General features: G+C 65.3%; 17 protein-coding genes. 4 read left to right on the forward strand and 13 right to left on the reverse strand.

Translation table 11 applies throughout. The features are described from left to right. Positions 1-14: 14 nt before the first annotated feature. From AC1DV8_RS04260 to AC1DV8_RS04295, 8 genes are all read right to left on the reverse strand, one after another. Positions 15-509, reverse strand: coding sequence for a nucleoside deaminase (locus AC1DV8_RS04260; RefSeq protein ID WP_477156593.1), 495 nt, complete (start codon positions 507-509; stop codon positions 15-17). After that, positions 506-961 (reverse strand): VOC family protein, encoded by a 456-nt coding sequence (locus AC1DV8_RS04265; protein WP_477148813.1) that lies wholly within the window; start codon positions 959-961, stop codon positions 506-508. Before AC1DV8_RS04265 ends, AC1DV8_RS04260 begins: the two co-directional genes overlap by 4 nt. Beyond that, the gene (locus AC1DV8_RS04270; protein WP_477156594.1) at positions 954-1,409 is read right to left on the reverse strand and encodes a molybdenum cofactor biosynthesis protein MoaE; all 456 of its coding nucleotides are present in this window, start codon (positions 1,407-1,409) and stop codon (positions 954-956) included. Before AC1DV8_RS04270 ends, AC1DV8_RS04265 begins: the two co-directional genes overlap by 8 nt. 2 nt (positions 1,410-1,411) lie before the next feature. Beyond that, positions 1,412-1,663 (reverse strand): MoaD/ThiS family protein, encoded by a 252-nt coding sequence (locus AC1DV8_RS04275; RefSeq protein ID WP_477148815.1) that lies wholly within the window; start codon positions 1,661-1,663, stop codon positions 1,412-1,414. Further along, positions 1,660-2,208: a CDP-diacylglycerol--glycerol-3-phosphate 3-phosphatidyltransferase gene (pgsA, locus tag AC1DV8_RS04280; RefSeq protein WP_477148816.1), complete on the reverse strand. Its 549-nt coding sequence runs from the start codon at positions 2,206-2,208 to the stop codon at positions 1,660-1,662. The genes AC1DV8_RS04275 and pgsA overlap by 4 nt, the downstream gene beginning before the upstream one ends. A 215-nt stretch (positions 2,209-2,423) precedes the next feature. Beyond that, on the reverse strand, positions 2,424-3,497 hold the full coding sequence (locus AC1DV8_RS04285) for a 3-deoxy-7-phosphoheptulonate synthase (RefSeq protein WP_477156595.1): 1,074 nt from the start codon (positions 3,495-3,497) through the stop codon (positions 2,424-2,426). Positions 3,498-3,729: 232 nt separating this feature from the next. Then, a complete protein-coding gene (locus AC1DV8_RS04290) occupies positions 3,730-4,185 on the reverse strand; it encodes a MarR family winged helix-turn-helix transcriptional regulator (protein ID WP_477148818.1) in 456 nt (151 codons plus the stop codon). Positions 4,186-4,324: 139 nt separating this feature from the next. Then, positions 4,325-5,608: a hypothetical protein gene (locus AC1DV8_RS04295; protein ID WP_477156596.1), complete on the reverse strand. Its 1,284-nt coding sequence runs from the start codon at positions 5,606-5,608 to the stop codon at positions 4,325-4,327. 239 nt (positions 5,609-5,847) lie between these two features. On the opposite strand from AC1DV8_RS04295, the gene AC1DV8_RS04300 reads away from it, so the two are divergent. Further along, on the forward strand, positions 5,848-5,991 hold the full coding sequence (locus AC1DV8_RS04300) for a DUF1127 domain-containing protein (protein WP_477148820.1): 144 nt from the start codon (positions 5,848-5,850) through the stop codon (positions 5,989-5,991). A gap of 188 nt (positions 5,992-6,179) precedes the next feature. Here AC1DV8_RS04300 and uvrC read toward each other — a convergent pair whose 3' ends face one another. After that, entirely contained in the window at positions 6,180-8,060 is a 1,881-nt protein-coding gene (gene uvrC / locus AC1DV8_RS04305; RefSeq protein WP_477156597.1) for an excinuclease ABC subunit UvrC, read from the reverse strand. After that, a complete protein-coding gene (locus tag AC1DV8_RS04310; RefSeq protein ID WP_477156598.1) occupies positions 8,057-8,875 on the reverse strand; it encodes an SDR family oxidoreductase in 819 nt (272 codons plus the stop codon). The genes uvrC and AC1DV8_RS04310 overlap by 4 nt, the downstream gene beginning before the upstream one ends. A 270-nt stretch (positions 8,876-9,145) precedes the next feature. Here AC1DV8_RS04310 and AC1DV8_RS04315 point away from each other — a divergent pair, with 270 nt between their 5' ends. From AC1DV8_RS04315 to AC1DV8_RS04325, 3 genes are all read left to right on the forward strand, one after another. Then, on the forward strand, positions 9,146-9,469 hold the full coding sequence (locus tag AC1DV8_RS04315) for a hypothetical protein (protein ID WP_055880671.1): 324 nt from the start codon (positions 9,146-9,148) through the stop codon (positions 9,467-9,469). 72 nt (positions 9,470-9,541) lie between these two features. Continuing rightward, positions 9,542-10,489 (forward strand): DMT family transporter, encoded by a 948-nt coding sequence (locus tag AC1DV8_RS04320; protein WP_477156599.1) that lies wholly within the window; start codon positions 9,542-9,544, stop codon positions 10,487-10,489. Positions 10,490-10,704: 215 nt separating this feature from the next. After that, on the forward strand, positions 10,705-11,145 hold the full coding sequence (locus tag AC1DV8_RS04325; protein WP_477148824.1) for a hypothetical protein: 441 nt from the start codon (positions 10,705-10,707) through the stop codon (positions 11,143-11,145). A gap of 77 nt (positions 11,146-11,222) precedes the next feature. Here the strand turns inward: AC1DV8_RS04325 and AC1DV8_RS04330 are convergent, their stop codons facing one another. The 3 genes from AC1DV8_RS04330 to AC1DV8_RS04340 all read right to left on the reverse strand — a co-directional run bounded on the left by AC1DV8_RS04330 (position 11,223) and on the right by AC1DV8_RS04340 (position 12,532). Beyond that, entirely contained in the window at positions 11,223-11,429 is a 207-nt protein-coding gene (locus AC1DV8_RS04330; RefSeq protein WP_477156600.1) for a hypothetical protein, read from the reverse strand. A gap of 77 nt (positions 11,430-11,506) precedes the next feature. Further along, on the reverse strand, positions 11,507-11,923 hold the full coding sequence (locus tag AC1DV8_RS04335) for an SH3 domain-containing protein (RefSeq protein ID WP_477156601.1): 417 nt from the start codon (positions 11,921-11,923) through the stop codon (positions 11,507-11,509). A 150-nt stretch (positions 11,924-12,073) separates the two neighbouring features. Beyond that, positions 12,074-12,532: an SH3 domain-containing protein gene (locus AC1DV8_RS04340; protein WP_477156602.1), complete on the reverse strand. Its 459-nt coding sequence runs from the start codon at positions 12,530-12,532 to the stop codon at positions 12,074-12,076. Positions 12,533-12,613: the final 81 nt, after the last annotated feature.

Here is a 12,613-nt window from a genome sequence, read left to right on the forward strand (position 1 = left end):
GTTTGGGCCCGTGACTAGCCCACCCGGCCGGCCTTCGCGGCCGCCCGGCGGTGGTGCAGTTCACGCAAGCGCGCGCTCAGGCTCGGTTCCGGTCCTTCGACAGGCAGGCCCGGCGCCACGGCGTTGATCGGCAGGGCCGCGACCGGGGAGGCAGATGCTCCGACTTCCGCTCGCCAGTGGCCGAGCTGCTCGGATGAGCCGGCGTAGACGATGCGGCCCAACCCCACCCAGGCATGGGCCGCCGCGCACATCGGGCAGTGCTCCCCGGACGTGTAGACGGTCGCGGCGGCCCGATCCTCGGGGGTCATGTTGGCCGCTGCCCATTTGGCGATGTCGATCTCGGGATGCCGGGTGCCGTCGCCTGTCGATTCCCAATTGTGGTCCTCGAACAGCACACGTCCATCGGCGGAGACCAGCACCGAGCCGAACGGATCGTTGTCGGTTGCGAGCGCCGCTTCGGCAAGATCGACGGCTCGGACGAGGTGTTTCAGGTCGCTATCGCTGATCATTTCGCCTCTTTTCCCCAATCGCGGCCATCCGGGTAGACCGCCGGTCCCTTGAGCTCGAGCTTGTTGCTCCATGGATCGAGCACGTAGAATGAGTTGCCCATGCCGCGGGCGCCGCCGTGCAGGGCCTCGCGCTCGATTTTGACGCCGTGGCTGCTCAGATGGGCGCGCATCTCGTGCTCGTCGAAGGGGCTGAGCGCGATGCAGACATGGTCGACGTTGCGGCCGCCCTTGATCGGCGGAACTGCCGAAGCGGCGCCGGGGTGGGTGATGTCCCACAGGACGATTAGCGCCGCGCCGCACCAGACCTGCTCCATGCCGAGCGTGGGGTAGGAATAGCCGGGCTGGCAGCCGAGCACGTCGGCGTACCATTTGGTCGCCTTGGCGAGGTCGTCGACGATGAAAACAACGTGGTCGATCCCGACGAGCGAGAAGGGCGGGCGGGCTTCAGTCATTCTTCCTCCAACGATCGCGTGCCGCGTCGTCTTCTTGTTTTGCTTCGACCCAGCGGTCGCCGTCGGGTGTCGCCTCCTTCTTCCAGAAGGGGGCGTCGGTTTTCAGGTAGTCCATCAGGAACGAGGCGCCGTCGAAGGCGGCCTGCCGGTGCGGGGCGAGGGTCATGACCTGGACGATCGGCTCGCCGACGACGAGGCGGCCGTAGCGATGGATGACCGAGACCTTGATCAGGCCGAAGCGGGTGACGGCCTCGGCGATAGCCTTGCCGATCTGGGCTTCGGCCAGTTCGGGGTAGCTTTCGAGCGTCAGGGTGCTGACGGGATCATCGGGGCGAGAACGGACGAGGCCGGTGAAAGTGACGGCAGCGCCCGCACCGGCTGCGGCTTCAAGGAACGCGTTGGTTTCGGCGCCGGGATCGAAGAGCGCTTCCTGCAGCCGGACCGACATGATCAGCCGCCGGTCATCGGGGGAAAGAGCGCAATGACCTTGGCGTTGGCGATCAGGGCGGTATGCGGGACGATTTCGGTGTCGAGAGCGGCCTTGATCAGGTTCGGCTTTTGCATCGCCAGGTCAGCGGCTTCGTCCCGGCTTCTCAGCCACTGAATCAGGTCGCCGACGGTGAGGATCTCAGGCGGCGGCGAGACATCTTCCTCGCCGCGATTCAGCCGTTCGCGGAGCCAGGCGAAATAGCGGATCTTCATAGCTCGGGTCCCGAGAGATGCGGCCAAGTGGAGCGAAGATACTCCCATCCGGTCCAGACCGTGAGTCCGCCGGCGATCCACAGGAACAGATGGCTGATGAAGCCCAGTCCGAGCAGCATCGGGGCGGCAATGATCAGGCCGAGCGCAACGAGTTGGACCGTGGTCTTCCACTTGGCGAGGAAGGTGACTGGGACCGAGATGGAGCGGTTGCCCAGGTACTCGCGGAGGCCGGAGACGAAGATCTCGCGCAGCATGATGGCGATGGCCGGGATCAGGTCCCAGCCGTTGAGATCGCGGGTCCAGGCGAAGGTGATGAGCAGCGCGCCGACCAGCAGCTTGTCGGCGATCGGGTCGAGCATCTTGCCGAGCGCCGAGTTGAGGTTCATCTGCCGGGCGAGGAAGCCGTCGAGCCAGTCGGTCACGGCGGCGGCGATGTAGAGCAGCAGGGCGATCCAGCGCAGCCAATCCCAGCCGGCGACGAGGAACAGGCAGATCACCGGAATCGCCAGGATGCGGCCGATAGTCAGCTGGTTGGGAAGCGTCATCAGTTGCGGCGGAATTTGCATGTCGGAAGAAGACGCTATCGTCGTGGCGGGGTCAAGGTGAGGGTTGAGGGGACGATTGAGCGCTACGGATAGAGACGGCCCCTCCCGGCCTCCCCCATGAAGGGGGAGGTGAAGGGTCGAGGCGGCTGCCAAACACGGGATGCCGCGCCTCCCCCTTGTGGGGAGGATGGGAGGGGGCCGTCTGTCTCAGTGGGCTACGCTACCAACTGGCCGGTGACGCGGCGGCGGGTTTCCACCGCTTCAGCGAGCTTTTCGAGTACCGTGACCGTCGAGTCCCAGTCGATACAGCCGTCGGTGATCGATTGGCCGTAGACCAGTTCCTTGCCGGGGACGAGGTCCTGGCGGCCGGCGACCAGGTTCGACTCAGCCATGACACCGACGATGCGCTTGTCGCCGGCGGCGATCTGCGCGCCGACGTCGGCCAGAACCAAGGGCTGGTTCTCCGGGTTCTTCGACGAGTTGGCGTGGCTGGCGTCGATCATCACGGCGGGGCGGATGCCGGCCTTCTCGGCCTCGAGGCAAGCCGCACTGACGCTTTCGGCGCCGAAGTTCGGCACTTTGCCGCCGCGCAGGATGATGTGGCAGTCGTCATTGCCGGTGGTCGCCGCGATGGCGGAGTGGCCGGACTTGGTCACTGCCAGGAAATGGTGCGGCTGGCTTGCGGATTTCACCGCGTCGAGCGCTATGCGCACATTGCCGTCGGTGCCGTTCTTGAAGCCGACCGGGCAGCTCAGCCCCGAGGCGAGCTCGCGGTGCACCTGGCTCTCGGTGGTGCGCGCCCCAATGGCGCCCCAGGAGACGAGGTCGGCGAAGTATTGCGGGGTGGTCATATCGAGGAATTCGGAGCCGGCGGGCAGGCCGAGATTGTTGATATCGAGCAGTACGGAGCGGGCGAGGCGCAGGCCGTTGTCGATGTCGAAGCTGCCATCGAGATTGGGGTCGTTGATGAGGCCCTTCCACCCGACGGTGGTGCGGGGCTTCTCGAAATAGACGCGCATGACGATCTCGAGGCTGCCAGCGAGGCGCTCACGGACCGGGGCGAGGCGGCGGGCGTATTCGAGCGCGGCCTTCGGATCATGGATCGAGCAGGGGCCGACGACGACAGCGAGGCGATCGTCGGTGCCGTGGAGGATGTTGTGGAGCGCGTGGCGAGAGCTCAGCACGGTGCGGGTGGCCGCATCTGTACGCGGGAACTCGCGGATCACCTCTTCGGGCGATCGGAGTTCGCGGATCTGTTTGATGCGCAGGTCGTCGGTGGATTTCAGCATTTCGTCGGCTCCTCGGGGTTCTGGGCACCGGCGACAAAAAAGCCGCCAGGTGATCTGGCGGCTTTTTGGGAAATCTCGGTTTGGTGTTTTACGTCAAACGCGCCCCTTCGGCTGCCAGCGGCTTCCGGTGGTAAAATACCAATACGAATAGGCGGCGCGAAGGTTCATGGGCGGGTTTGTAGCCGAGCTTTTCCGACTTGTCACGAGGGAGCGTTGGTCCGTTCGTCGAATACTATTGCTCTGAGCCGTCCTTTGCGGCCGCCTTGATGGCGGCGAAGACGCGGAGGGTGGCTTCGAAGTCGGATTGGTCGAGGTCGGCAAACACCTGGCGGCGGAGGGTCATGACGTCCTCGTTGACCTTGGCGACGACCTCGCGGCCGCGGGCGGTGAGCGAGACGGCGTTGGCGCGGCGGTCGTTGGGGTCGGGCTCGCGGGTGACGAGGCCGGAGGCCTGCAGCTCGTCGATCAGGCGAACTAGCGAGGCGCCCTCGATGCCGATGGCGTCGGCTAGGGCGTTCTGGCGGACATTCTCGCCGAGGCGGTCGATCCAGATCAGGGGCGCGGAGGCGGCTTCGGAGACGCCGTGCTTGGCGGCGGCGGCGCGCGCCATCTTGCGCCATAGGCGGCCGGCAAGCAGCAGGTCCCGCGTCAGGTCGCGCAGCAGGAGTTTGCGGTCCTCCGTAGGCATCAGATCGTATCCTCGTCTCACGTCGGCGGGGCGACTTGGCGGAGGAACAAGCACAAATGAGTGGTGATGGGCAACACCGGGTTGCGCGTGCCCGCCGTGACGAAACGCCTGTGGGCTACTGACGGTGTGCCGTGGCGGTCTAGTTCCTGAGGACCGGAAAGTAGTCGGCCGCCTGGGGTGCCAGCAATTCGCGGAGTTCGGTGATCGGGGCGGTGTAGACGGTGCCTTCGCAGGCCCCGGCGACATGGGGGAGGTCGCCTACCCGGAACTGGACGATGTCGCCTTGCTCGAAGCTGATGCGGAGGTTGGTGGCGATTACGTCGTCGATGCCGCATTCCTTTTCCCACTCGGCGTCAGCTTCAGTCGTGGTGCGATGGGTGCGGATGAACGCGGCGAGAGCCGCATCGGGTCCCCAGCGGTAGTCGAGCGGATCGTGGCTGGCCTCTTCCTGATCGGCGGTGATCTCTGCGCCCTGATTGAAGACCCAGCCCTTGAAGATGCGGCTCAGGTCGAGGAACTCACCGGTTGCGACGTCGAGGTTGTAGTAGCGCGCGTGGTTCTCCGGGTAGGCGCCGCCACACCACAGGCTGCCGGCTTCGACCCAGGTCATGACGCGGGGCGAGAGGTAAGAGACCGTGACGGTCTCGTCTTCGTAGCCGGCAAGGGTGTCGATCGAGTGGGCGCTTATTGGGTCCCAGCCGAGGCCGAGATAGGCATGGGCCGGGCAGTTCAGCGCGTCGGCGCTCATGGCGAAGTGGTTCGACCGGAGGTGCGCGTTAGTGAGGCTGACGTCGGTATCGCCGGCCCTGATGACGCGGGGATAGGGGAACTTGGTGCGCGGGTCGGTGGCGTAGTGGAAAGCCGAGTCGCCCCAGGTGGTTTTGGCCGAGTATTCGAGTGGTACCTCGAGCTTGGCCCAGTCATAGGGGTCGGTCTCCGCGGTCAGGCGGGCGTCGGACGCGAAGAAGCCGTAGTAGACACTGGCGAGGCTGTCGGCAGTCAGCGGCGGGTCGTACTCGAACGAGCGGGAGCCGACGGCTTCGAGGCTGATCGGGAGGGTCTTGCCGTTGCCGGCCCAGGTACCGGTGAGGCGGGTGCCGGCGGTTTCGAGGTGCCATTTGGCGCCGAGCCGCGGGGCGGGCGGCGTGTCGTCGGCGGTGTTGTTGCAACTGGTCTCGTCGCAGGGCAGTTCCTCGGCGAGACTAAACCGGCCGGGCTCGAAGTCGACCACATCGAGGGGGATGTCGATGCCCTTGTTCATGTAGGCATAGCGGCCGACGAACAGCTCGTCGGGTTCGGCCGGATTGGACGAGAACTCGACGATGATGGGGAGGGTGCCGAGCGTGCCTTTGTAGGTGATGGCGTCGGCCAGGGCGGAGGTCGCGGTGGTAGCGGCGAGCAATGCGATGAGCGTCAGACGCATGGCAGGTTCGATCCTTGGGCCTTGTTGGCGCCCTGCTAACGCCATGATGGTGAATGGTGTCTGAACAGGTTTGCACCCGGAGATGCCCGGCGCGCGGGCTGGATGGACGAGTCTGAACGGAAACTTAACAGCAGTTAATCGACCATGCGCAACGTGCATAGCTCGGGTGCGAAATACCCTACTGGTTGGGTCGGGTTGGCGGGCATATATCAGCGTCACCAAACAGAAGGGGAAACCAAATGAACATCCGTCAGAAGCTTTCGCAGTTCGCCGCCTACAACCGCACCGTCCGTGAGCTCTCGCAGCTGAGCAACACCCAGCTCCGCGACCTCGGCATCACCCGCGACGACATCAAGGTCGTTGCCCGTACTGCGGTCAACTAAGCAGCGCTCTCAGCGATGAGATGAACGAAGGCGCCCTCGGGCGCCTTTTGTTTTTGGGGGTACGCAGATTACTTGCATCGTGCCCCAAGAAGTCCCCCTCTTGGAATTTCCAGGACTTGGCGAAGGGCTAAGCCTAAGCAATTCCATTCTCCCCCGCTTGGGGGGAGATGGGGCCGGTGGCTGTGGCCCTAAGAGCCGTTGAAATGGTCGTAGATCTGTTGGGCGAGCTGGGTGGAGACGCCCGGCACGGAGGCGAGGTCGGCGAGGGCGGCGCGACCGACGGCTTTGGCGCTGCCGAAGCGCTGGAGCAGGGCGCGCTTTCTCGTCGGGCCGATGCCTTCGATTTCGTCGAGCGGGTTCTTGATGATGTCCTTCTTGCGCTTGGCGCGGTGGGTGCCGATGGCGAAGCGGTGGGCTTCGTCGCGGAGGCGCTGGACGTAGTAGAGGACAGGATCACGGTGGGGGAGCATGAAGGCGTCGCGGCCTTCCATGAAGAACTTTTCGCGGCCGGCGTCGCGCTCCTCGCCCTTGGCGATGCCGATGAAGATAACCTCCTTCTGGAGGTTCAACTCGGCGATCACTTCGCGCACTGCATTGAGCTGGCCGGCGCCGCCGTCGATGAAGACGACGTCGGGCCAATCCGGCATGCCGGTGTTTTCGTCCTCGGCTTCGGGCTCACTCTCGTTGGCGAGGCGGGTGAAGCGGCGGGTCAGCACCTCGCGCATCATGCCGAAATCGTCGCCGGGGGTGATGTCGGTCGAGCGGATGTTGAAGGTGCGATAGTACTTCTTGTTCAGCCCCTCTTCGCCAGCGACGATCATGGCGCCAACCGCGTTGGTGCCGGAGATGTGGGAGTTGTCGTAGACCTCGATGCGGCGCGGCGGCTCGTCGAGGCCGAAGAGGGTGGCGACGCCTTCGAGCAGGGTCTTCTGTGTCGCGCCTTCCGCCAACTGACGGCCGAGTGCCTCGCGGGCATTGTTGAGGGCGTGCTGGACCAGGTCCTTTTTCTCGCCGCGCTGCGGGGTCTGGATCGAGACTTTTGAGCCGGCGCGGGCGGAGAGAGCCTCTTCCATCAGATCCTTCTCGCTGAGTTCGTGCGAGAGCAGGATCTGCTTGGGCGGGGTGCGGTCTTCATAGAACTGGCTGATGAAGGCCTCGAGCACTTCGGCATCGGAGAGCGAGGCGTCGGCGCGCGGGCGAAAAGCGTGGTTGCCCCAGTTCTGGAAGGCGCGGAAGAAGAACACCTGGACGCAGAACTGCCCGGCCTCATGGCCGATGGCGAAGACGTCGGCTTCCTCGACGGACTTGGAGGCGACATCGCCCTGCGACTGGACGAGAGCCAGGGCGCTTAGGCGATCGCGGAGCAGGGCGGCGCGCTCGAAATCAAGAGCTTCGGCGGCGACGTTCATGTCGGCCGCGAGGTGATCCTGCACGGACTTCGACTTGCCGGAGAGGAACTGGCGGGCTTCCTCGACCAGCTCGTTGTAGTCGGTGATCGAGATTTCGCCGGTGCAGGGGGCCGAGCAGCGTTTGATCTGGTGGAGCATGCAGGGGCGGGTGCGGGCCTTGTAGAAGCTGTCCGAACAGGTGCGGAGCAGGAAGGCGCGTTGCAGCGCGGTAATGGTGCGCTTGACCGCCAGCGCCGAGGCGAAGGGACCGAAATAGTGGCCCTTGATGCGGCGGGAGCCGCGATGCTTCTTTAGCTCGGCGGCTTCGTGCTCGGTGGCGATGAGGATGTAGGGGAAGCTCTTGTCGTCGCGCAGCAGCACGTTGAAGCGCGGCTTCAGGCGCTTGATCAGGTTGGCTTCGAGGAGGAGCGCTTCGGCCTCGGTCTCGGTGCGCACGAACTCCATGTTGACGGTGGCTTCGATCATCCGGCGGATGCGGATATCGAGGCCTTCAGGGCGCGTGTAGTTGGTGACGCGGGCCTTGAGGTTACGCGCCTTGCCGACATAGACGACCTCGCCGGCCACATCGAACATCCGGTAGACCCCGGGCGACGCGGGCAGGGTTTTGACGAAGCTCTTGATGACTTCGGCGCCGTGCAGCGGAGGAGACGTGTCGGTCATTTGCGCCTCGGGGTCGGTCCGCGGCGGGCCGGCCACTCGATGTGCTCACCGCCATCGAGGACGATCATCTGGCCGGTCATCGAATCGAGGCTGAGGATGGCCGCGACGCCGTCGGCGATGCCATCGGGACCGGCGGCGCGGCCGAGCGGCAGTTCGGTGAGACGGCGAAGGTGGGCTTCGGACGAGACGTGCGGCGGCGGCACGGTGGGGCCGGGGCCGATGGCGTTGACGCGAATGCGGGGGGCGAGCGACTGGGCCAGGGTGCGGGTCATGGTCCAGAGCACGGACTTTGACAAGGTGTAGCTGAAGAAGGCCGGCGACAGGTCGAGGACGCGCTCGTCGATGATGTTGATGATGTTGCCGGAGGCGCCCTCGGGTAGCTGGGCGGCGAAATCACGCGAAAGGAAGGCCGGTGCCTCGGCGTGGACGGCGAAGTGCGCGTCCCAAAGGGCCTCGTCGAGATCGGCGACCGAATCGCGCTCGAAGCTCGAGGCGTTGTTGACCAGCAGGGTGAGCGGCCCGAAGTGTTTGGCAGCATCGGCGATGAGTGTAGCACGGCGGTCGCGGTCGGCGAGGTCGGCGCCGATGGTCGCTGCTTTGCCGCCGCCGGCGCGAATGTCGGCGGCCCGGATGTCCGCGGCCACGGCTTCGGCTTTTTCGGCCGATGAGCGGTAGTGGATGATCACGGCCCAGCCGTCGCGGGCGAGGCGGCGCGCGATGGCAGCGCCGACCCGGTCGGCAGCTCCGGTGACGAGCGCAATCTTTGGGGCGACGCGGCTGAGATCGGCCGGGGAATGTTCGGGTGCGGATGTCATGAGTCGAGGCGAAAGATAGGGCTTCGCGTGGCCCGCTTCAATTGATGGCGCTGCGGTGCCGCATCGGCAAGTTGTGGGCATCGATGAGTGACGTACGGCAAGCAAAAACCGCAGGTTTGAACCGCGAGAACTTTGGGCCGGCGAGATTTCCCCCATTCATTCAAGTAGGTGCGCGCTGGTGACTACCGACTCTCCACAATCGGGCGTATCGTCGCAATTGCGAGTTGGGGGCCACTCGGCTTCCAAAAGCTGGATCTGAGGAGCGTCCAAATGGAAGCAATTATTCCGATTCTCGTTCAACTGATTGGCGGCGGCGTGGGGGGTAACGGCATCGCGGCCGTGCTGAAGCAGGTTAATCTCGGGCCGGTGGGCAATACGATCGCGGGGGCGATCGGCGGCTGGCTCGGCACCTGGCTGGCGGGCATGATCCCCGGGCTATCCGGTCTCGTCGGTACGGCTGCGGCGGCCGCCGGTACGGGCGGGATGGACATCGGCGCACTCGCCGGGCAGGGCCTGACGGGTCTGGTCGGTGGTGGTCTCTTGACCACGATCGCCGGGCTGATCAAGAACGCCACGATGAAGAGCAGCAGCTGATTGCTCACTTAGTTCCCGCCTCTTGCCCCGAGCCGCAGGCCCGGGGCATTTGACTTCTGCAGAGTTCGTTCCATGACTGAGCCCACAACCGGGCAACCCCGCCGCCGAGCCGACAATGTCGCGCTCGCTATCGGCCTTACTCTCCTCGCCATCGTGATCTTCGGCGTGCAGGACGCAGTGTCCAAGACGCTGGTGCAGACGCATTCGCCGTTTCAGATCGCCATGCTCCGCTTCTGGGCGTTCGCGGCGTTTTCCCTGGTACTGGTGAGCCGGCAGGGGCCGCTGAAGCAGGCGTTCCGCTCGAAATATCCATGGCTGCAAGGGCTGCGGGCGCTGCTGCTGGTGGTCGATATCTGGACGTTCGCAGTGGCGTTGCGAACCGTACCGCTGGCGGAGCTGCAGGCGATCACGCTGGTTTACCCGCTGCTGGCGACGCTGGTGGCGATCCCGATCCTCGGTGAGCGGGTTGGAGTGTTCCGGATCGTTGCGGTGTTTGCCGGGTTCTGCGGGGCGCTGGTGATCATCCGGCCGGGTGGGTTGCCGATCGACGGCGGGGTATTGTTCGCGCTGGTGTCGGCGACGAGTTACGCGGTCTACATCGCGCTGACCCGGAAGGTATCGAGCGTCGATACGACGGCGACCAGCATGGTCTATGTCGGGGTGATCGGACTGGCGCTGACGACCGCGACCGGCGTGTTCTTCTGGCAGCCGATGGACCTGACGGCGACGCTGCAGATGGCGTTGGTGATGGTGACTTCGACGGCCTCGCATGGGCTGATGATGGTGGCGCTGTCGCGGGCGCCGGCCAGCACGCTGCAGCCGTTCAGCTACTTCTCGCTGCCATGGGGCATTTTCCTCAGCTACCAGGTGTTCGGGCACCTGATCGACCCGATCTCTCTGGTCGGCGCGGCGGTGATCGTCGGCGCTGGGCTGGTGGTGATGGCGCGGGAGCGACACCTGAGCCAGGTGGGGAGGAAGACTGCAGCGACGGCGGTAGAGGAGGAGACGCCGCCGCATTGAGCGGGCACCTGCTGCCGAGGGGCGCGAGGGCGGCGGCTTGATCCGGTATCGTGGCTCCGCTCACCCCCACCCATCCTCCCCCGTCAGAGGGGGAGGTGCCGCTCTGTGGATGTGGCGATTGTCGGGACAAGTTTCCGGGCAACTTCTTGAATCGGCGAACCCCCGGGGACATCTGATGAGCGATGGGCGCTGACGCTCCGGGAAGGGGATTGGCTATGGTTGTGCTGCTGGAAATCGCGCTGGTTCTGGGGCTGATCGGCATTGTCGGCAGCTACTTCTTCCGTGGGCGGCGCGATGCCGAGCGGCAGGAGGTGATCGAGCGGCGGGTCGAGGCCTATATGCAGACGATCCGGCGCGAGGGCGGCGGCTCGGAACTGGCGGCGATGGGTGACCTGGAGCTCAAGGACCTGCTGCTGTCGAGCGCCCGAAACCTCAGGGTGCAGGCGGAGCGCAAGTGGTACATCCTGTTGGGTGGAGGCGCCGCGGCGGTGCTGGCGGCTATTGCGATCGGCACCGAGGAAGGCACGCGCGGCTTCGGCATCGTGCTGTTGGTGGCTGCCGTGGCGCTCTACGGAATCAACGAGTTCCTGGGGCGGCGCATGCGGGAGCCGCTGCTGGCGCGTGGCATCGACGTTGAGCGGCTAAGGGTCGAGTAGGGCAGGAGGACGGCATCTGCAGTCGCCCCCTCCACCACACTTCGGGTGGTCTTCTTCCCCCGCCACGCGGGGGAGGATCAGAGGCGGCGCATTTTTCCGACCATGAAGACGATCGCGCCGGCGATGACCAGCACGATCGGCGCCAGCACCATGAGCGACAGGATCGTGCCGTCGATGTGGATGGTGCCGTTCTTCTGCAGCTCGGAGAGGCCGAAGCGCTCGATGAAGAAGATGCCGAGGCCCACGCTGGCGAGGGTCGAGGCGAGCTTCACGTAAGGCTTCATCTGCTGCGTAACCATGGGGCACCGGGCGCTGTGTGGTGCGACCTAGATAGGCCGCGCCACGACGCCCGACAAGCGGGTCAGTTGCTGAAGCAGAACGACGCGTTGGAGCCGCCGAAACAGGCCTGGCTGCGATAGAACGGGTAGCGGTAGCGATAGCGCGGCCGCTCCAGATAGAAGCCATCATCGAAGTAGTCATCGTCGTAATCGTCGTAGTAGCGATCGTCGTCGTCGTAGCGGTCGGCGTTGAGGAAATTGGCGTTGACCCAGCCATCGGCGCCGCGCTGCTCGATGCTGCACCAGGAGCCCCTGCAGTAGTCGACCTCGACCCGCTGGCCGCGACGCAGCACGTCCACCACCGAGTACCCCGTGCCCGGGCCTGAGCGGACGTTGACGGTGCTTGAGGCATAGGCGCTGGCGGCGCTGGCAGCGGTGATGCCACCGGCCACGGCAAAGAGGGCGCTGGTGACGCCGAGGGCCAGACGATTGAGGGGCATGAGGGGGCTCCTTTCAGGAGAAATCTTTGTCGTAACTCTCCCCAAACGCGGCGAACCTGCGCCGGGTTTCCTGAACTGAAAATGAACGGCGATCCCGAGGTCGAGGCGGCGGGAGCTGGCATCGACGAGCTGTGTGCGGCGCTGCGACGATCAGCGACGGGGGCAGACTTTCGCGTAGTCACCATGGATGCAGATGATGCCGCCGTAGAAATCGTAGCTGCGGTAGCGCTGATGCGGCCGCTCGAGGAAGGAATAGTCGTCGTAGAAGCGTTCGCCGCCATAGTAGCCACCGGCATAGGAGGGGCTCTTGTGATCGACGTTCTCCACGTAGCCGTGCTTGGCGTAGTGGCGCGGGGTGGTGAGATAGTTGGCATCGACCCAGCCGTCCGGACCGGGTTGCCGGATCAGGCACCACGGGCCCTGGCAGTAGTTGATGCGGACCGGCTGACCGGCGCCCAGCACATCGACGACCGGATAGCCACCGCCGGGGCCGGCGCGAACGTTGACGGCAGCGGACGCGACGACTCCACCGGCAGCGGCGGGAACGACGGCGAAGGCGAGGGCGGCAAACGTCGCGGAAAGGCACAGAGCGGCTCGAAGCAGGGACATTTCGGGTTCCTCCCTTGGGTAGAAACTCGCGATCCGGCGGAAAGCTGCGGCGCCAGCTTCGTGTATGCTAACGGCCGGTAA

The sequence above is a fragment of the Devosia sp. P3_B2 genome (assembly GCF_056402875.1).